Source organism: Legionella nigrisilvae (assembly GCF_977063395.2).
Window position 1 is genome coordinate 99012 of the sequence record NZ_CDRUGZ020000041.1, and the last position, 20167, is coordinate 119178.

Sequence of the window (20167 nt, forward strand, 5' to 3'; positions counted from 1 at the left end):
TCCGTGTCCTGACCTTCTTAAAGCGATTTTAAAGTGCCTTTGGGCAATACCGTGCTCACTGCACCTCTTTGTATATTAATCTCTACACCTTCAGCAAGGCTGATTTTCATGTATTGCTCGTCTAGACTAACTACTTTAGCTAATATACCGCCTGAAGTAATAATCTCATCGCCTTTCTTTAAGCGGCTTATTAAATCACGGTGTTCTTTTGCTCTTTTGTTTTGGGGTCTTATAAGCATAAAGTAGAACAACACAAAAATAGCGGCGATCATAATGAGCGAAAAGCTTCCATCTGCTTGAGGCGCTGCTGTAGTCCCCGCTGCAGCTAGAGCATCACTAATAAAAAAACTCATATTGTCTCCTTTAATCTACTATTGATAATCGCGTGACATCATATAGGGAATTGGTCTTAAGGTAAATGAATCAACGCGGAAATTAAAACAGTTTTTCACAATAGCGGTTTTTATTTTGAACTATAATTCTCTCGAACTATTAAAAAGAAATTCAAATGAGCAAATCTAAGGACTATTCATAAAAAAAATTTTTTCTTCCATTCCAATGTTATCAAAGTGTAGCCTTAGGCAGCATAGAGTTACGTGAGTAGAATCTTTAGTTAGCCCAGTTTTACGTCCGTCATAGAACCTAGTCCATTAGCTAAATGGTAAATGGTGCGAAAGCCAGCCTGTCTTAATAGCATCCAAGCTCGCTTACTTCTTTGACCTGATTGGCAATAAACGAGAGTGGGTTGTAGAGGATTTAATTCATCAAGGCGGTCTGGCAACTCAGCCAAGGGAATGAATCGTCCTCCTAAATTATAATTTCTGTGTTCTGTCTCTGTTCTTACATCCAGCAATAATGCGTCAGTATTTTGTTGTAAAAAGCCGGGTAATGCATGTGAGGAAACTGCAAAAGACTCCATCTCATAGGAGGATACGCATTGAGAAAAAACACTTTTTTCCATTGTTTGGTCGTAAACACAGAACTGACATTGTTTATTTTTTACCAAATGAATCTTTTTTATCTCCATCGATAGAAAATCTATCCACAGCAAACGATTCAATAGAGAAACACCACTTTGGGTGATCCATTTAATAATTTCTGTCGCTTGCATGATCCCGAGCAAACCAGGAAGAGTCCCTAAAACCCCACCAGTTTGACAATTTCCAATTGAATCGGGGATTACTGGAAATAAACAGTGTAAACATGGGTTCTTTTTACCATAAAACAAGGAACAATGACCTTGAAATTGGTAAGCGCTGGCATAAACGTAAGGTTTTTGCAATCGATAGCAAATATCGTGAGTCAGGTAACGAGTATAAAAATTATCCGAGCAGTCAGCTACAAGATCATATTGTGAAATGATACCTTTTGCGTTCTCATCACTTAAACGAACCTCATAAGATTGGATGTTAATATTTGAATTCAAAGCCTCTAATTTCAGTTTTGCAGTGGCTGCTTTTAGTTGGTGGATGTCTTTTTCTTGGTAAAGTATTTGCCGATGTAAATTACTTTCCTCAATAACATCATCATCAATTATGCCTAAAGTCCCTACCCCAGCACCAGCAAGGTACGGGAGTAACGTCGCTCCAATTCCTCCCGCGCCAACACATAATACACGTGCTCTTTGGAGTTTTTCTTGTCCTTGAAGACCTATCTCTTCTAATTTTATTTGCTGTATATAGCGTTGTACCTCGGATGAAACAGACATACTCAGCCCTCATTGTTCCATTAAACTTAAAAGCTTTAGGGTGGATTGTTGTGGATCTTCTGCTTCTGTAATTGCAGAAATAAGAGCAACACCTTGGATACCGGTAGCCACTACAGCAGGCATACGCTCAATATTAATTCCTCCTATTGCGACTAAAGGATAATGTAAGGTACGGATCCAACGTTGTAAGCCTTCAATGCCTTGGGCGGTAAAAGACATTACTTTGCTTGTTGTTGGAAAAATAGGGCCAATTGCAATATATGAAGGACGCAGTGCATGCGCTCGTGCGACTTCGTAGTAACAATGAGTACTCACTCCCAGCAAAATCCCCTGCTTTCTAAGTGCCTCAAGATCTGCAGTATCCAAATCGGATTGTCCTAAATGCACTGCTTCAGCATTTAACTCTAAAGCCATTTCCCAGTAATCATTTATAAATAGAGTTGCCTGATGCTTTTTAGCCAGGGCGATACTTCGTCGCATTTCTTCTTCTAGGCTTTTAGTTTGTTCTTTAACTCGTAATTGGATGGTTTTGACTCCAAGATTCAAAAGCCGTTCTACCCAAGAAAACCGATCAACCACTGGATAAAGACCTAAACGATGACATGGCTTAAATGGTTGCGGTGGATCGTATAATGGTTCGGAAGCAAGATAAGGTAAATCTGCTTCATCTTCTGGAAAAGCTCCATAATAAACATTATTTTGTCCTCGACGTACTGCCTGATGAACATACATTTTTGCAATGATTAATGCATCTTCAAGTAAATGGCCAAGAGCCAGTGCACCAGTAATTGCCGCGGAGAGAATCGAACGAAGTTCTGGATATTTTGAATCAGAAACACGATTTTGAGTGAGCCAAAAAGAAGTGGTTCCATTGGTCCAATAATCATGCTGACGTGAGGATTTCTGCATAGTCGATCCTAAGAGAAATACACTTTTAGCGCCAAAAGCTAGCAGTTTATGTGCCGCCTCTTGCATGGCTTGGTGCGTTTCTACTTGGCCATTTAAAATGACTTCAGCTTCACGTGTATTCAGCACCAAAACATCGGCAAAAGAAAATCTTACAGTACCCCTTTTCTCCTCACCATCCTTCCATAATGATAAGTTAAAATCCCAAACTACTGGGCCGGTATAATGATTGAGAATTTGCAGGTCCTCGGTAGAGAATCTCTCTTCAATTTTGATTGCAGCAGGCCGATTCTCGATTTGAAATCGCTGTGTTGGCAACAGACCCAAGCCGCGAAAAGTTTTTTTATCTGCTTCATTATCCGTGTTGCACCACACAACGCTCATAATGCGGTCTCCTGATGCCAAAATGGCGTATCGATTAAAGGGGTACACGATTGTGCCGTAATTCGTTCAGGCATAAGGCCTGCTTCAAAAGCAGAACGTCCTGCGATGACTGCATGTGAAAAAGCTTCAGCCATGGTTACTGGATGAATCGATGAGGCCACCGCGCTATTTAATAAGACCGCATCAAAACCTAATTCCAGAATCCGTGTGGCATGAGAAGGTTTCCCGATTCCTGCATCGACAATCAGAGTAATATCAGATAATCGTTGGCGTAAGGTCTCCAATGCAAAGGGGTTTAGCAAGCCTTTTCCAGAACCTATAGGAGCGGCCCAAGGCATCAAAATCCTACATCCGCAATCAACTAATCGCTGACATAAAACTAAATCCTCCGTACAATAAGGGAATACTTCAAATCCTCGTTTCACTAATTCAGTAGCCGCATGCAGCAATTCAAAAGGCTCGGGTTGTAAACTGTAATCATCTCCTATTACTTCCAATTTAATCCAGGAAGTTTGAAATAATTCACGTGCCATTTCGGCTGTAGTAATAGCAGTTTGTGCGTCACGACAGCCCGCAGTATTAGGCAGTATATGGCAACCCAAAGAACGTACAGTCTGCCAAAATAAATCTCCCCCCATATTACAAGGCATTTGCCGTTTTAAAGACACCGTAATTACGTTCGTTTTAGAGGCTCGAACAGCCTCGGTCATTACCTCAAGTGATGGATAGCCTGCTGTACCTAGAAGTAATCGACTTGTTAACGGTTTATCTGCTAAATACCACATACCCTATCCTCCCTGCATCGGAACAATTAAATCAATACGGTCTCCTTCACACAATATAGTGTTGGAAAACATAGGCTTAGGAACGAACTGATTATTTATTGCTATTGCTACATGCGCAGCAATACCTTCGATTTGCTCAAGTAGTTCCTGTAAGGTACAAGATGAATCAAGAGTGAAGGATTTATCATTTATAAAAATGATCATGAATAAGCCTCCCAAAGCTCAGGGTAACAAAGGTCTTTTTGATTGCTCTTTAGTCCACGTAAAATCTCTTCTACTAATGCCGGAGCAATTAAATATCCATGCCGATAGAGTCCATTAACAGCAATAAATTGTTGGGCATATCTTATACGTGGCTGATGGTGGACTAAAGTCGGACGGCAATGTGTTACTGTCTTAATTATCCGTGCTTCAGCAAAACCTCTATGCACGTAGTAGGCAGCAGTTAATAATTCAAGTGTTGTACGCACCGAAATAGGACTGGAGTCTTCTGTTTCTAATTCGCTGGCGCCGATAAGGTAATAAGAGTTAGGACGAGGTGCAATATAAATATTATATCGTGGATGCAAAAGACGTATCGGCCTGTTTAATTGAACATCCGGTGCATACAGCCAAAGAAGTTCACCACGAAGCCCACGTAAATTTGGAAAAGTACTTTTGGCTCCAAGCCCTCTGCAATCAAAAACAAAATCAAATGGATAAAGCGCTCCTCCTGTTTCTATCTTGCCTGGATGCACCCAAGAAACAAAACTATAATCTCGCCAGATAACACCGCACTGACAAAGATGTTTTTTAAGTTCCTGCAACAAGGTCTGATTATCAAGTTGTGCTTCTTTGGGAAAATAATAAGCCATTTTTAAATGATTCAGTTCTGGTTCCAGTTGACTTAGTTCATTTTGAGGGAGCAACTGATAACAGGAATCGCTTAATTTATTTACAATTCTGGAACTAAATTGCTGCCATTCTGCTTTATCTTGGGGATGATGCACTACAAGAGATCCTTTTTGGCAAAAATATACGGGCACCTCTAACTGATTTAGAATGGACTCCCATAAAACGTCAACTGACTCCATACCCAAATTAAAAATCATTTGGTCCGCCTTATCGAGTTCAGACATGGGTGACAAAAGTCCTGCTGCTGCATTACTGCAATTATTAAAAAATCCTTCTGCCTCGAATAATGTCACTTGCCAGCCTTCGTTTTTTAAACGTAAAGCTAATAAACATCCCATAACTCCAGCACCAACAACAGCAACGTTTTTCATTTAATGAATCACTTTTCAATATTACAGCCTGAGTGCAGCCGCACATAGGCTGCATCCTTAATTTCATTCACTAACACAACATGCAATGGGTTCTAGGTCAGAATGAGGAGTTTTAGGAAGGAACTCATTTGTATAACAAGAATTAACCGCAAAAGACTCATTGATAATTCCCAAATGCTTGCCGAACCGCTCTACCTTATTCCAATCACGCTCCACATTTAAAAGCGTGCGCGAGAAAAAAGGTAAACTACGGATGAAAATTGTATGGTACATAGGAGTTCTTAATTGAGGCTTTGCCCTACATAAAAGTTCATAGGCTTCGTCGGGATTTTCGGTGGTAAAGGCCGCACCACGTTGGGTGGCATTGAGAAATCCTTTAAGAAGTTCTGGTTTTTTTAACATGCGTTCTGGCACAATAAATTGAATGGAGCAAAAACAACAACAGCCTAATCCGGCAAGCTGATCGATACGCAGAAATACCGTTTCACCTCGTAAATGTTCTAACTCAACTTTCTGAAAATTAATAAAACCAATTCCTGTATCTATGAGGTCACGACAAATAGCATCAGTAACATTCATGCCGATGCGAACTGTTTCATAACTTGAAGGATCAATCCCAGCTAAAGTTGCCAAATTATCAATAATGATTTTGCCAAACTCACCAATATAACCAACTCGTTTACCAACAATATCCTGAAAAGATTGAATGCCACTGGATTTAAGGGCAATGAGTCCAGTAGGAGGTTCATCCAATAATGTACCAATTGAGGTAACAGCATAGCCTTTTGCACGAGCAGCTAAGGTATGAATCATAGCTTTGACCCCAAAATCAACATGCCCCATTCCCACAATTTCGGTTACATCGCTAGGATCGCTTGGCTCTAAAATCGCCAGCTTAATACCCTCCTGTTGATAATAACCTAACGCATGGGCAACAAAGATGGGGGTATGATAAGGGTTTGCATACCAATTAAGTAGTAAGGTAGTTCTCGTAGATAACGCGCTCATGCCATAGCTCCTTGTATTAATAAATAAAATAGGATGGCTAGAGGTATCGCGCTAAGACTTAATAGAAGAAAGAATCTGTATTCCGCGAGTCGTAAAACTTAACAGAGCCCCCATCATTTGGATACAAAGTACTCTGAAATTAACTGGCTTAAATAATACAGATTTAAGGCGTTCTTACGCTGGTATGAACCAGATCAAGTTCAACGGGTATTTCTCAGTCGTTAATAACGACACCCCGCGCCATCAAATTGTCCGTAATGCTATCGGGTATGGAAAAAACTGTCAAACATTATTAGATACCCCACTCATCCGCTTACGGACACTTTCTCTCCAAAAGGAAGCAGGGAACATAGCTCCCCACTCCCCTTCTCATGAAAATACATCTTTATGGCAGTGAGGGTTAAAGTGACGGGTTAAAGATCAACAACTAGAATCATAAATTTTGCACATAAAACACATTATGTTGAATCAAAAATCGCTGACATAATAAAGGAGTATGATGCAACAGATGGTGTAAATAAGCCCGGGTAAATTGTTGCGAGCATGTAGGACAAACACAGTTCGCATCGATCATTTCAAAGTCCATTGCTGCTTTTGAATCCATTAGGTCCACAGTGCCAGTGTGGCTGTACACTCTTCCTTGTGTAGCTGCTTGTGCTGGCTCATCCGTCTCAATAAATTCTATCCCCTGTTGAAGCAAGCCCTGGATTAACTCAGAATCAAAACAGCCCGCTACATAACGAGGGATATTGGCCCATTGGTCTAATTTTGCACCATTCGGTTCATTCAAAATTTTAAAATAAACCCCATGGGGTAGAATAACCGTATGCTTTTCTAAGTCATCACTATGAAGAAAGGGGATGATATCCTCATTCCAATTATCCCAAATTTGTGGAAAATCACGCATGATATTTTGGGGCAAGAGTATTGCGTTAGGCTTAAGATGCTTGATTAGTTCGATAAGTTCCTCAGCGGTCAATTTGATTCGAGAACCATCATAAGGAGACTTGAGAACATAAACTTTTTCTTTATTGGCAACAAGTGAGGCGGCATTGATTATCATCACCCCTGGACATGCCAGATAATGCGCTAAATTAGATATTTTTTTAAGTACATTTTGACCAGGCTTATACAACAAACTTTCTAAGGAATAAGATGCTGCGGTAACCTTTGCCTCTTGCCAATTGGCCGTTGTGAGGCACAAACCGGCCTCTGAAGTTAAAACAGGGATAAAATTTTGTATTGCAGCCAACATTCCTGATCTCCTGATTTACAGCAATAAACTGGTGTCGCCATAACTAAAAAACCTGTATCTTTTTTCAATTGCTTCCTGGTAAAGCATCATTGCTTGTTTATGGCCAATAAATGCTGAAACGAGCATTAATAAAGTAGACTCGGGCAAGTGAAAATTAGTCATTAATCCATCGCAAATCTTAAACTCATATCCTGGGTAAATAAAGATATCTGTGTCTTTATTACAGGGCGTCAGTGTTCCATTTTGTGCAGCACTCTCAAGACTACGCAAAGCGGTTGTACCTACTGCAATTACACGATTTCCAGCAGCCTTCGTGAGGTGTACTGCCTCACACAATTCAGCACTTATTGTAAAGTGCTCACTATGCATTTTATGATCTTTGATATTATCACATCGAACCGGTCTAAATGTTCCTGCTCCTACATGTAACGTAAGATAGGCTACACTAACTCCTCTTGAACGTATGCTTGATAATACGTGTTCATCAAAATGTAAACCTGCTGTGGGAGCTGCCACAGATCCTTCATATTTTGCATAAACGGTTTGATAACGATTCTGATCCAAAATTTCATCATTTCGGGTAATATAGGGGGGTAATGGAATATGTCCTATTCCATTTAATAAATTCAAGACATCCATATCAGTTTGACAAAGAAATAAATCATCATCTCGATCGATCACTTTAATTTCTTTATTCTGCTCTAACTTGATAATTGAGCCCGCCTTCAACGCTTTACTGGCTTTAATATGAGCGAGAAAAGTAGACTCGCTAGTAATCCGTTCAACCAATAACTCTACTTTTCCACCTGTAGTTTTATGGCCATAAAGTCTGGCTGGTATGACCTTGGAATCATTCATTACCAATAAATCGCCAGGATTTAAAAAATCTGCTATTTCACGAAACTGATAATGACCATATTCACCATTCTGTCGGTTATAGATTAAAAGACGTGAGTCACTGCGATTAGCCAATGGATACTGCGCAATGAGTTCTGGGGGTAAGTCAAAGTAAAAATCCTGTTTATTCATAGAGCAACCTGAAAATAAATTGCCGCTATTATACACGGATTACAAGCATTCATCATCCCCGATGAATAAAAGAATATTTACATTGTATTAGAGGTTCCCAGGATAATATAATTACTCTTTTTTTGCGCAATTGTAACCCTTCAATTTCAGCATCAAACAGTTTGTTGTGTTGAGTTTTTGTAATTGAGCTCGTTTTGTTCTAAAACCAAACGATTCTGTTTCATCTAGCTGCCCTATTAGAATAGTTTGCTCTGGAATTCTCCTCATACGGGAAAATGGCTCTATAGAGCATTCCTTTAGAGGGGGAAAGAATTTTATTCTGATCGGAGTAGGGATTTTATTTTAGTTTTTGGGTTCAACCACGAACCCAAAAACTGCAATCTAGTTTTAATTAGGGAAATTCACGCAAGTAATATCACTTGGTCGCTATTTTTTTATATTATAGCTAGTAAAAGAGGTCTGTGAATCTAAGAGATGAAGATCGGGCAATTCAGTAGAATCAGCTAACACATTTTTATAATGAATCGGATTTCTTTCGTTCCTTGAGGTCGCAGTATTTCCAGGTGTAAACACATTACCCATATCCGAATAAGAACCTGTTATACCCATACTTTCGCCCTGTTTTTCAGAACTTGGAGAGATTGATGAACGAGTTCTCATTGCTGCTTTAACTCCCATTCCAGCCAACCCACCGATGAGCAAAAATGGTGACCAGAGAACTGCACCTACAGATTTTATAATTCCTTTAAAAGTTAATCCATCATCATTAACCACTCGCGATTTAATCATCTCGAACACATTTTTATTGCTGTCGTAACATTCTTTAGCACTAGAGTATATAGAGACCAAACCTAAAGCCCCATATAAAACAAGTCCACCAAGCCCAAAAGTTGCCAGATTCAAACCAAGTGCACCTGCAGCACCCGCTCCTGCAATTCCTGCGGTAGTTGAGGCTGCAGTAAATCCCATAGTAAGCTTGAATATTAGTGCAATGATAAAAATAGGAAGAAGCACCAAACTACCTACGAGTACTACTCCAGGACCACCAGAATAGTAATGCTGACGATAAGGGGAAGGAGAAACTACTGCAATTTGAGGACGCCGGGATGTCACCTGAACAGTAGGGCTATAAGGGGTAGTGACCACTGGCGGGTACAATGGGGTACGCGAAGCGTGATTGTGATGATGGGAGCCCCCTGAATGAACACCAGTAACTTGATTATGGTGATGATGGTTTTTATATGACACTTTATTCTCCTTTTTCTTTTTATTAAATTCCAAAATTTGAAGCAAGAAGTATAAAAAAGAAAACTTAAGGTTTTATTAATAAGACCCATGAACCTTTACAAAAAAATTACATTTCTTTACAAAGATCATATGATGACTAATAGAAAAACAGCTAGTATCCAAATTAAACCGCTCGCAACATAAGGATGTTCATATCCTTTAAAATTTTTTCTTCGGTAGAACACATCAAAAATAAGTACCGGGACAACGGAAAGAAAAGTTAGCATAAATACCAAAACTAATGAGACCGCCCCCTTCTGAAAAGGCATTATACGCACTATTAAATTTAATACATCTTGTAATAGTTCATGAGCGTAAAATATTCCCCATAAAACCCAAAAATTATAAGTATAGAGGAGCCAGGAGGCAGCAAACATGGGTATAATTAATTTGGCACCTTTTATAGCAAAGAGTTTGTTAAAGGCTTTGATAAATTCTTCTGAAAAGAACACTATAATTGAACTTAACAGAACAACCAAAGCTAATGTTACTAACATTTATCTGTTCCCTTTCTCAACATCTTCTAATACCTCCCAACGTTCATAAAGTTGGGTTAATAACATTTCATCTTCAGCCAATCCTTGATTAATTTTTGCAATCATCTGAGCATCTTGTTGGTAAAATTTAGGATCAGCCATTTTTAAATGTAACTCTGCTATTTTTGCTTCCAATAACTCTATTTTCTGGGGTAATTGCGCAAGCTCTCGTTGCTCATTGAAACTTAATTTATTTGTTGGCGTAGTTCGTTTGACACTCGGTGCTTTTGTTGCCTGATCACGCTGTTGTTGTTTCTTATGCATTTTATATTCATCATAACCCCCAACAAACTCTTTAAATTGCCCTGCTTCCTCATAAACCAGAACACTGGTAACCACCTGATTAATAAAAGCCCTATCGTGGCTAATTAATATTAATGTTCCAGGGTACTCCCCTAACATGTCTTCTAGAAGTTCTAATGTTTCAATATCTAAATCATTAGTGGGTTCATCCATCACGAGCAGATTAACTGGTTTTGCAAAGAGTTTTGCGAGTAATAACCTATTTCTTTCTCCACCAGAAAGGACCGAAACTGGTTGATTAAACCGCTCGGATGAAAATAAAAATTCACGCAAGTAACTGGCCACATGCTTTTGTTTGCCGTTAATTGTTACATAATCGGCCCCATCACCCACATTAAACATGACGGTTTGATCTTCATGTAATTGCCGACGTAGTTGATCAAAATAAGCAACGCTCAGGGACGTACCAAGTTTTATCTCGCCAGAGTCTGGCTGCAGCTCTCCAAGCAATAGTCGTACTAAAGTCGTTTTACCACACCCGTTAGGGCCAATTATTCCCAGTTTATCGCCTCGAGTCAGCAATAAGGAAAAATCACGTAAAATCGTTTTATCTCCTAGGGTGTAATTAACATGGTTTGCTTCAATCACGACCGAACCTGAACGAGTTACATCAAGGGTGAATGCTTTAACCTTCCCCACTTGATTTCGACGTGCTTTATATTCTTCACGCAATGCTTTCAAGGCACGAACTCGCCCTTCATTTCGAGTACGCCGTGCTTTGATTCCTGTACGAATCCATACCTCCTCCTCGGCTAGCTTTTTATCAAATAAATTATTTTGCTTTTGTTCGCTTAGACGAATGGACTCTCTTCTGTCCAGGTATGTTTCATAATCACAGTCATGCTGGTACAACTTCCCTCTATCTATTTCTACAATCCGATTAGTGACTTGACTTAAAAACTCCCGATCGTGAGTGACTAACAACACCGATCCTTTGAAACTTTTCAAATAAGATTCTAACCATTCAATTGCTTCAATATCTAAATGGTTGGTCGGTTCATCCAATAATAATAAATCTGGGGTGGCGATTAGCGCAGCTCCTAAAAGCACGCGTCGTTTCATGCCACCTGAGAGGTTATTCATACGCTCTCGAGTGTCTATGCCTAAACGACTGGCCATGGTCTCAATGTGCGGCAATTTGTCCCAAGCATGTAAAGTATCCATTTGTTGTTGGCATGCGGCTAATTTATCCATATCTCCCGATTGGGATAATTCATTAAAACGGCATAAAACCTCTCCTACTTCACCAAGGCTTTTTACGAGGAAATGGTAGACGGACTCTTCTTCTGCAATTGGAACTTCCTGCGTTAATCCAGCAACACGCAATCCAGAAAGTTGCTGGATTTGACCGCTATCAGGAATCAAATCCCCTTGCAGCAGTTTAAGAAGTGTAGATTTACCTGCTCCATTTCGTCCAACTAAGGCAATACGATCCTGTGGTTGAATCTGCCAATCTGCATTATCCAATAACTGATTACCCGCAATATTGAGGGACACGCCATGAAGGGAAATTATACTCATACACTAACTCTGACTTTTAAAATATGTAGCCGGGAAGCGAAGCGGTGTTCGGTTTTCTTATTATTGATTCCCGGATTGCCGTTTGGTCTTCACCAGGCTACTTGTAAATGAATTACTTCGAAGATAAAACCATTATACCATCCATCTCAACTTGAGCGCCACGTGGTAATGCAGAAACTCCTATCGCAGCACGTGCTGGATAAGGTGCCGCAAAATAACGACTCATTGCTTCATTAATTAATGGAAAATGACGCAAATCTGTAAGATACACATTCAATTTCGCAATTTGCGCCAAACTACCACCAGCGGCTTCACAAACTGCTGCTAAATTTTCTAAAACCTGTGTGATTTGTAGTTTAATATCTTCACTACATAGTTGCATAGTAACTGGATCAAGTGGTATTTGACCTGAAAGATAAACTGTATCGCCACACTGGATTGCTTGTGAATAGGTTCCAATAGCCTCAGGAGCCAATTTTGTATTTACAGGTTGCATTAATTATCCCCTTGTTTTTTTCTATAAAGACGCATGACTACTTTATTTGCTCTCAATCGACGCATGACGCGTGCCAAATGGGTTCTATCCACAACACTAATTGAGAAAGTTACCGCATTATGCCGGCCATCACGCGGATCTACATTTATATTACCAATGTTTGATCCAGCCTCAGCGATAGCAGTTGCGAGTGCGGCCAACACACCGCGTTCATTCACTACATCCACTGTTATATCAACCCAGTACTCGCCTTCAACCTTCTCATCCCACCGTAAAGCAACAAATTGCTCTGGATTGGTTCGTGAGTTTTTGAGTGTAGTACAATCACTGCTATGTACTATAATTCCTCGACCTTGCTGGAATTTTCCTACAATATTATCACCAGGAATAGGCTGACAGCACTCACTAAAATGCACCACCATTCCTTCGGTACCTTTGATTGCCAAGGGGTGGGTTTTAATTCCTTTATCCAATTCATTAGAATCTTGTGAAACTACCAATCTTTTCGCAATTACCATCGCCATTTGATTGCCTATGCCAATCGCATAAAGTAAATCATCTATCGCTTTATAATGTAAATCGCTTAATAATGCTTGTAAGGATTCAGGTGGTATTTTTGCATAATCACTAGACAACTCATTTAAAGATTGCTCAAGGAGGCGCTTTCCTAAACTAATTGATTCGGTATTCTGTTGGCTTTTCAAAAAATGACGAATATTTGAACGGGCTTTTCCAGTAACTACAAAGTTTAGCCATGCCGGATTTGGATGGGCTCCCTGCGCGGTGATAATTTCTACTGTTTGGCCATTTGATAAGGGTATACTGAGTGGAACCAGTTTTCGATTTACTTTTGCAGCGACACAACTATTACCTACTCCAGAATGAACTGAATAAGCAAAATCAACCGGAGTCGCTCCCTTGGGTAACTCCATAATGTGACCTTTAGGGGTAAATACGTATACTTCATCGGGGAATAAATCAATTTTAACATTTTCGATAAATTCCAATGAACTTCCTGTACTGCGTTGCATTTCTAACAGACTTTGTACCCACTCTCTTGCGCGCAATTGGGCTTCATTGACCTCGAGACCTGAAGATTTATAGATCCAATGTGCAGCTACTCCATTATCCGCTACTTTATCCATATCACGAGTACGAATTTGCACTTCCAAAGGGACTCCGAAAGGTCCAAACAAGGTCGTATGGAGCGATTGATATCCATTTGCCTTAGGTATGCCAATATAATCTTTAAAGCGTTGCGGTACCGGTTTATAAGTACAATGCAAAGCACCCAAAATCCGGTAACAGGAATCAATATCTTCAGTAATCACACGAAAAGCAAAAACATCAGTAATTTCGGTAAATGAGGCTTTTTTCTGACGCATCTTCTTATAAATGCTATATAAGTGCTTCTGTCTGCCGAATACTTGTTCATAAGGGATATTCAATTGTGCTAATGCCAGTTGCAAATCACGTTCAATAGTTTGGGTCAATTCACGTCGATTGCCCCGAGATTTTTCAACTGCTGATTTAATTGCCCTATACCGCATCGGATACAATGCCTGGAATCCTAAATCCTCTAAGCCTACATAAATTGAATGCATCCCTAAACGGTTAGCGATTGGTGCATAAATTTCTAAAGTTTCGATGGCGATACGTCTGCGTTTTGCATAAGGCATTGCACCAAGAGTTTTCATGTTGTGTAGTCGGTCAGCCAACTTAACGATAATTACACGAATGTCTTTGACCATGGCCAAGACCATTTTACGAAAATTTTCCGCCTGCGCTTCTGCTTTTGATTCAAATTTGATTTTAGTTAGTTTGGTAACACCATCTACAAGAGAGGTAATTTCTTCGCCAAATTGACGGGTTAAATCTTCTTTACTCACGGAAGTATCTTCAACCACATCGTGGAGTAAAGTAGCCATGATCGTTTGATAATCAAGACGCATTCGAGCGAGAATCAAGGCTGCTGCAACAGGGTGAGTAATATAGGGCTCGCCAGAACGACGCATTTGTCCATGATGCGCTTTCTCCGCGACCAAATAGGCTTGGTAACATTTTTCTATTTGCGACTGCTCAAGGTAGCATTTCAGCTCTTCATCGAGCTCCTTAAAGTAGCTCACGCAGTACTCCCTAGTATCTAACATGACCATACCCCTATACCCCTAAATTCACCCTATTAAGGCACCTTCGAATAATCACAGTCCTCTCTTTGATTTGTAGCTAGGGTGAACAAGCGGAATCCTGGAATGAGTAACCAAAACCTAGGTCCGCTTCGCCCAGGCTATATAAACAGTGCCATCTACTCTTTATCCAAAATTTCTGGGGTAATTAAACCTTCTGCTATTTCACGTAGAGCCACCACGGTCGGTTTATCATTTTCCCATTCTACCATGGGTTGATCTCCTCGAACCGCAATTTGACGTGCCCGTTTCGTGGCTACCATAACCAGCTCAAATCGATTCGCAACATTTTTTAAACAATCTTCAACTGTAACTCGTGCCATAAATCATTCTCCGGTAGCAAAACCTTGTATTTTACTGCGATGACAACAGGAAAGAAAGCAATTTTGATTGTTTATTTATCTGTCGCTTAATACACAAGCGATTTGCAATCACAATCGCTCCCAACTCCATCGCTGCTTTTTCAAAATTATCATTAACGATTAAATAATCAAATTCAGGATAATGACTCAGCTCATCTTGAGCCTTTTTCATTCGATCACTAACCACATCATCTTTATCTTGTCGTCTATTTAATAGTCGTTGTCTCAAGACTTCCAAGGATGGGGGCACAATAAAAATACTCACCGCCTCAGGAAAAGAACGTCTAATCTGAGTCGCTCCTTGCCAGTCGATGTCCAGAACCACATCGATACCATTTTGCAAACGTCTTGCAATTTGCTCCATGGAGGTTCCATATAAATGATTAAAGACTCGGGCATGCTCCAAAAAAGCACAATCATCAATCATACGCATAAATTCTTTTTCATCAGTAAAAAAGTAATCCACTCCATTACGCTCTCCAGGCCGCATGGTTCGAGTTGTATGCGAAATGGATACCTCAATATTATCCATAGTTTCGATCAACCTTTTTACTAAACTTGTTTTGCCTCCCCCAGAAGGTGCTGCAACAATAAATAAATTACCCGAATAATCACCCACAATAGTACTCACTCAATATTTTGAATTTGCTCACGCATTTGCTCAATTAAAACTTTCATTTCTACTGCACTCTTAGTCAATTCTCCAGAGTCCGATTTTGAGCTTAGCGTATTCGCCTCCCTATTTAATTCTTGCATCAAAAAATCTAGACGTCTTCCTGCGATTTTATCGCAATTTAACGTCCGACTCACCTCATCAAGATGAGTCTGTAGTCTATCTAATTCCTCACTGACATCAAGACGAGCCAAAATTAAAGCAATTTCTTGCTCCACACGTGACTCTTGCACTTCAAGTTTCACTGAGTGTAATCGGGTCAATAGCTTATCTTTTACTTGTTCTGTTTGCGTTAATACTATAGAACGTGCGCGCTTAACTTCTTGACCTAATTCACTTAGTCTCCCTTCAATATGTGCTTTCAGTGCGCTCCCTTCGGTTACACGCATTTGTTTTAGTTGCTCAATCGCACTCTTAAATAAAGAAAGTGCGTGCTCTCCTAAAATATCTGCATCGGGCACACTGGCTTGCACCACACCAGGCCAAGATAAGACACGACTAATACTTAAATCATTCGGCAAATGATGTGATGCAGAAAGTTTCTCACTTAAATTTACTAATGCATTAACCATGCCTGTATTTATAAGCATAGACTGATTATTAGAACTTGTGTCTTGATATTTAAGCTGACACTCTAATTTGCCGCGATTGATTACATCTCGCAACACATGACGCAATTGAGGTTCTATAAATCGGAATGATTCAGGTAAACGAAATGAAACATCCAGATATCGATGATTAACTGACTTAATTTCCCAACAAAAATGCCCCTCTTCGATTTGCTTTTGCACTCGCGAGAAAGCCGTCATACTTTGAAGCATATAGAATACCAATGAATAAACCTTGCGCGAATATACCCCAATTTAAAGCAATTGCACAGATACAAACCTCTTGATATGCACCTCAGCATAGCAACCACAATGATCAATTTTAAAACAATCTGACGATTAATTAAAGATCTACTTATGAAAACATATTAAGGTATATCCCGGATTGAAAACCCGGGATTAAAGAATTATTTGCTTAGCGAAGAACCAGGCCCGGATTTTGGTGGCGACTGATGATGCGACCATAGTTCACTTAACTTCTCATTCATCCAACTCATCAGTGTAACCGCAGACATCACTCGTAGACCTCGGGGAAGCCCACCATTAAAAAAACCATAAATGCCATGCTCTGCATGAATCTTCCGAGTCGCTTGGAAAAAACCAGAAGAATTTTTAGAAATAGAAGCCTGTTGTACTGTCTTTATTACATCAAACTTTTGTGACGCTAATGTTGCTCCAATTCCTGCCAATATACCAGCAAAGGAAGAAGCAGCAAAATCATTAGGGCAATATTCCATTATTCTGACTTTTAATGCAGGTGTCACCGCCAAAAAAAATGTAGAAAACATACCCTCTCGAAGCATCGTTGACAACATCCCCGTATAAAGATGAGACCATCCTCCCTGCCTCACCAGATAGGAGCCCGCCGCAAAAAAACTGTGCTTTTGGTGGGTCATGATCATCTCAGTTGGACAACTAATTGCAGCAGAACCAACTCCAGCAGCAAATGCACTAATTAGCTTTTGGCTATTAGACAATTCATATTTATTCCCAAAAAACCAATTTTGGAAAAAACGATTTAAACCAACTTGAACCGCAGTTATTGGGACCATACTCGCAGCATTTGGCAATATGCCTCGATACAATACTTGTGGATTTAGAGTAAAGGGTTCTTTTTTTTGCATTCGTGTTTTTATAGACCACAAAGGATGATCCACGAACACTTCAAAAGCCCCAGTGATACTTCCCGAGATGATGCTTTGAACTACACTAAGATTGTTTTTCTTTTCTTTAGGGCGCGTCTTGTCTTTATGCGCCTCATTTTTAGTTTGAGTCATAATATTCTCCAAAAGTGATGTCAAATTTAATTCATTACCCGCTCGCTTCCTCCCTAGAGAGGTGCGGATAATGGAAAAAAACCGCCCTAGGGAAAATCGGGTAAGACAAGAATCACTAATAAAGAAGAATGACTTTGGGAAACAACTAAATCGCAGACAAACAGAGAGCTTGCAGATAAATCTGCAGATAATGCAACACTGTATTCATGACTGCGATGACACATAATGGACACTTTTTTTATAGATAGAATTGAAAATAACATGATGAATCAATATTAATCAATATGAATATAAAAAAATTTTCATAATTTTGGGTGAATTATTCTTTAGCATTTCTGTTCCCTAATATTCAAGTTATTCCTGGCTGAATGAATCACTGTTAATCCAAATGGTATTTGTTTTATTGCGTCGTATATACTTTAGGATGCAACTCAGGGAGTTAAGCGTTATAATTCCTAATTTTTAACGAGGATTATTCCATGCGCCCAAGTAATCGAGAAGCAAATCAACTACGTTCTGTTAAAATCACCAGAAACTACACCAAACACGCTGAAGGTTCCGTCCTGGTTGAATTCGGACAAACTAAAGTATTATGTAATGCTTCGGTTACTGATGGAGTTCCTCGTTTTATTAAAGGTAAAAACCAGGGCTGGGTTACTGCTGAATATGGAATGCTTCCCCGCGCAACTCATAGCCGTACTGAACGCGAAGCAAGCAAGGGAAAGCAAGGCGGCAGAACCATGGAAATTCAACGTCTAATCGGCCGTTCTCTTAGAGCCTGTGTTGATTTAAAAGTTTTAGGGGAGAATACAATAACATTAGATTGTGATGTAATTCAGGCTGATGGGGGTACAAGAACTGCCGCTATTACCGGTGCCTGCGTCGCAATGAGGGATGCGGTAACTTGGATGGTCGAACGCGAAAAAATACGTAAAATGCCTGCATTTCATTACATTGCCGCAGTTTCTGTGGGCCTCTATCGGGGTCAACCGGTACTTGATTTAGATTATGCCGAAGACGTACTTGCTGAAACAGACATGAATGTAGTAATGAACGAAGCAGGACATTTCATAGAGATTCAAGGCACTGCCGAAGACAGACATTTTAATCGCGATGAATTGAACAACATGCTGGCACTTGCCGAAATTGGTATTCCTCAATTGATTGAATTGCAGAAAAATGCTTAAGCTTTAAATAGCTCCGGCTTTCATGTCATTAAAGTTATTCATTTGTCATTCCCGCGAAAGCGGGAATTGAGTTTTATGGGATCTTCAGCACTGCAAACAGGAGCTTCGCCCTCTAAGAGGTACCAGAATAGAATCCAAATCGAAAGATGACAAATCAAAGAGTCCAACTGAATTGAATGGCTGCATTACATAGACCTTCGGGAAACCCTTTAAAATAAATTTTTATCAATAGCCACTTCACGTGCTGTATAAATAGAGATAATATTTTTCTTCACCAGCTCAGTTAAATGCTGATCCAAAGTTTGCATTCCTTTGCCTTGACCTGTTTGGATTGAAGAGTACATTTGTGCCACTTTATCTTCACGAATTAAGTTTCGTATCGCACCGGTACAAATCATAATTTCCAAAGCAGCAACCCGTCCCCCACCATTTTTTTTCAATAAAGTTTGTGCTACTACGGCTTGCAAAGATTCGGATAACATAGAACGCACCATCGATTTTTCTTCAGCAGGAAACACATCAATAATTCTATTGATGGTTTTGGTTGCTGAATTGGTATGTAAGGTCCCAAATACAAGATGTCCGGTTTCCGCAGCAGTCATTGCCAAGCGGATTGTCTCCAAATCCCGCAATTCCCCGACTAGAATCACATCCGGATCCTCGCGAAGTGCCGAACGTAAAGCCGCATTAAAACTCAGCGTATCACGATGAACTTCCCGTTGGTTTAACAAACATTTCTTACTTTGATGTACAAACTCTATAGGATCTTCAACTGTTAAAATATGATCGTAACGATTTGCATTAATGTAATCGATGATCGCAGCCAATGTAGTACTTTTACCTGAGCCTGTAGGACCAGTTATCAATACTAATCCCTTAGGATAACTAGCCATTTCTTCAAAAATAGGAGGTAGTCCTAGATCATCCATGCCTAAAATTTCGGAAGGGATGGTACGAAAAACTGCCGCGGCGCCACGTAATTGATTAAACACATTCACCCTAAAACGGGCTAGATTTGAGATTTCAAAAGAAAAATCAACCTCTAAATATTCTTCAAATTCTTTTCTCTGCCTGTCATTCATTACATCATAGACAATTTTCATTACCTCTTTATGCTCCAGGGCGGGTAAATTGATTTTACGTAAATCCCCATCAACTCGAATCATTGGAGGCAAACCTGCAGAAAGATGTAAGTCTGAGGATTTATTTTTTACTGAAAACGCCAATAGTTCCGCTATGTCCATTGCTTAATCATCCCGATTGAATCAATAATAGATTGGACCTTAAAATCAATCTCAATCTAATGCTATTAGATTAGCTCACGAAGTGGTACTCGGCAAATATTGTTTCTTTTGTTATTGTTGAGATTTTCAAGGGTGTATCTAAAAATC

Annotated in this window: 21 protein-coding genes and 1 riboswitch; of the genes, 1 reads left to right on the forward strand and 20 read right to left on the reverse strand. The window is 39.7% G+C overall.

Annotated features, from left to right (window positions below):
• Positions 1-17 precede the first annotated feature (17 nt).
• From yajC to ACWTE2_RS26565, 19 genes are all read right to left on the reverse strand, one after another.
• On the reverse strand, positions 18-353 hold the full coding sequence (gene yajC, locus ACWTE2_RS26475) for a preprotein translocase subunit YajC (RefSeq protein ID WP_182393024.1): 336 nt from the start codon (positions 351-353) through the stop codon (positions 18-20).
• Between the two features lie 260 nt (positions 354-613).
• Entirely contained in the window at positions 614-1708 is a 1095-nt protein-coding gene (locus ACWTE2_RS26480) for a ThiF family adenylyltransferase (protein ID WP_454785112.1), read from the reverse strand.
• Between the two features lie 9 nt (positions 1709-1717).
• Complete coding sequence (gene thiE, locus ACWTE2_RS26485) at positions 1718-2998, reverse strand: thiamine phosphate synthase (protein WP_454785113.1); 1281 nt, start codon at positions 2996-2998, stop codon at positions 1718-1720.
• Positions 2995-3783, reverse strand: coding sequence for a thiazole synthase (locus ACWTE2_RS26490; RefSeq protein ID WP_182393021.1), 789 nt, complete (start codon positions 3781-3783; stop codon positions 2995-2997). Before ACWTE2_RS26490 ends, thiE begins: the two co-directional genes overlap by 4 nt.
• A gap of 3 nt (positions 3784-3786) precedes the next feature.
• Complete coding sequence (gene thiS / locus ACWTE2_RS26495) at positions 3787-3987, reverse strand: sulfur carrier protein ThiS (protein ID WP_182393020.1); 201 nt, start codon at positions 3985-3987, stop codon at positions 3787-3789.
• Entirely contained in the window at positions 3984-5048 is a 1065-nt protein-coding gene (locus tag ACWTE2_RS26500) for an FAD-dependent oxidoreductase (protein ID WP_454785114.1), read from the reverse strand. Before ACWTE2_RS26500 ends, thiS begins: the two co-directional genes overlap by 4 nt.
• 63 nt (positions 5049-5111) lie before the next feature.
• Positions 5112-6056 carry an ABC transporter substrate-binding protein gene (locus ACWTE2_RS26505; RefSeq protein WP_182393018.1) on the reverse strand — a complete coding sequence of 315 codons (945 nt, stop codon included), beginning with the start codon at positions 6054-6056 and terminating at the stop codon, positions 5112-5114.
• Positions 6057-6210: 154 nt separating this feature from the next.
• A riboswitch (TPP riboswitch) is annotated at positions 6211-6304 on the reverse strand.
• Between the two features lie 185 nt (positions 6305-6489).
• Complete coding sequence (locus ACWTE2_RS26510) at positions 6490-7311, reverse strand: tRNA-guanine transglycosylase (protein ID WP_454785115.1); 822 nt, start codon at positions 7309-7311, stop codon at positions 6490-6492.
• Between the two features lie 15 nt (positions 7312-7326).
• Entirely contained in the window at positions 7327-8340 is a 1014-nt protein-coding gene (gene queA / locus ACWTE2_RS26515; protein WP_454785116.1) for a tRNA preQ1(34) S-adenosylmethionine ribosyltransferase-isomerase QueA, read from the reverse strand.
• Between the two features lie 426 nt (positions 8341-8766).
• Positions 8767-9588 carry a hypothetical protein gene (locus tag ACWTE2_RS26520; RefSeq protein WP_454785117.1) on the reverse strand — a complete coding sequence of 274 codons (822 nt, stop codon included), beginning with the start codon at positions 9586-9588 and terminating at the stop codon, positions 8767-8769.
• A gap of 125 nt (positions 9589-9713) precedes the next feature.
• Entirely contained in the window at positions 9714-10124 is a 411-nt protein-coding gene (locus ACWTE2_RS26525) for a hypothetical protein (protein WP_454785118.1), read from the reverse strand.
• Entirely contained in the window at positions 10125-11987 is a 1863-nt protein-coding gene (locus ACWTE2_RS26530) for an ATP-binding cassette domain-containing protein (protein ID WP_454785119.1), read from the reverse strand.
• A 112-nt stretch (positions 11988-12099) separates the two neighbouring features.
• Positions 12100-12483, reverse strand: a complete 384-nt coding sequence (locus ACWTE2_RS26535) for a Rid family detoxifying hydrolase (RefSeq protein ID WP_454785120.1) — start codon at positions 12481-12483, stop codon at positions 12100-12102.
• Entirely contained in the window at positions 12483-14609 is a 2127-nt protein-coding gene (gene spoT / locus ACWTE2_RS26540; protein ID WP_454785121.1) for a bifunctional GTP diphosphokinase/guanosine-3',5'-bis pyrophosphate 3'-pyrophosphohydrolase, read from the reverse strand. Before spoT ends, ACWTE2_RS26535 begins: the two co-directional genes overlap by 1 nt.
• A gap of 179 nt (positions 14610-14788) precedes the next feature.
• Complete coding sequence (rpoZ, locus tag ACWTE2_RS26545; protein ID WP_010653170.1) at positions 14789-14992, reverse strand: DNA-directed RNA polymerase subunit omega; 204 nt, start codon at positions 14990-14992, stop codon at positions 14789-14791.
• A gap of 31 nt (positions 14993-15023) precedes the next feature.
• A complete protein-coding gene (gene gmk / locus ACWTE2_RS26550; protein ID WP_182393615.1) occupies positions 15024-15653 on the reverse strand; it encodes a guanylate kinase in 630 nt (209 codons plus the stop codon).
• A 5-nt stretch (positions 15654-15658) separates the two neighbouring features.
• A complete protein-coding gene (locus ACWTE2_RS26555) occupies positions 15659-16525 on the reverse strand; it encodes a YicC/YloC family endoribonuclease (RefSeq protein WP_182393010.1) in 867 nt (288 codons plus the stop codon).
• Between the two features lie 194 nt (positions 16526-16719).
• The gene (locus tag ACWTE2_RS26560; protein ID WP_454785122.1) at positions 16720-17589 is read right to left on the reverse strand and encodes an MC/SLC25 family protein; all 870 of its coding nucleotides are present in this window, start codon (positions 17587-17589) and stop codon (positions 16720-16722) included.
• 86 nt (positions 17590-17675) lie between these two features.
• Positions 17676-17852: a hypothetical protein gene (locus ACWTE2_RS26565; protein WP_454785123.1), complete on the reverse strand. Its 177-nt coding sequence runs from the start codon at positions 17850-17852 to the stop codon at positions 17676-17678.
• A 216-nt stretch (positions 17853-18068) separates the two neighbouring features.
• Here ACWTE2_RS26565 and rph point away from each other — a divergent pair, with 216 nt between their 5' ends.
• A complete protein-coding gene (gene rph, locus ACWTE2_RS26570; RefSeq protein WP_182393007.1) occupies positions 18069-18776 on the forward strand; it encodes a ribonuclease PH in 708 nt (235 codons plus the stop codon).
• Positions 18777-18985: 209 nt separating this feature from the next.
• On the opposite strand, the gene ACWTE2_RS26575 is transcribed toward rph, so the two are convergent.
• Positions 18986-20020, reverse strand: coding sequence for a type IV pilus twitching motility protein PilT (locus ACWTE2_RS26575; protein ID WP_454785124.1), 1035 nt, complete (start codon positions 20018-20020; stop codon positions 18986-18988).
• Positions 20021-20167 lie beyond the last annotated feature (147 nt).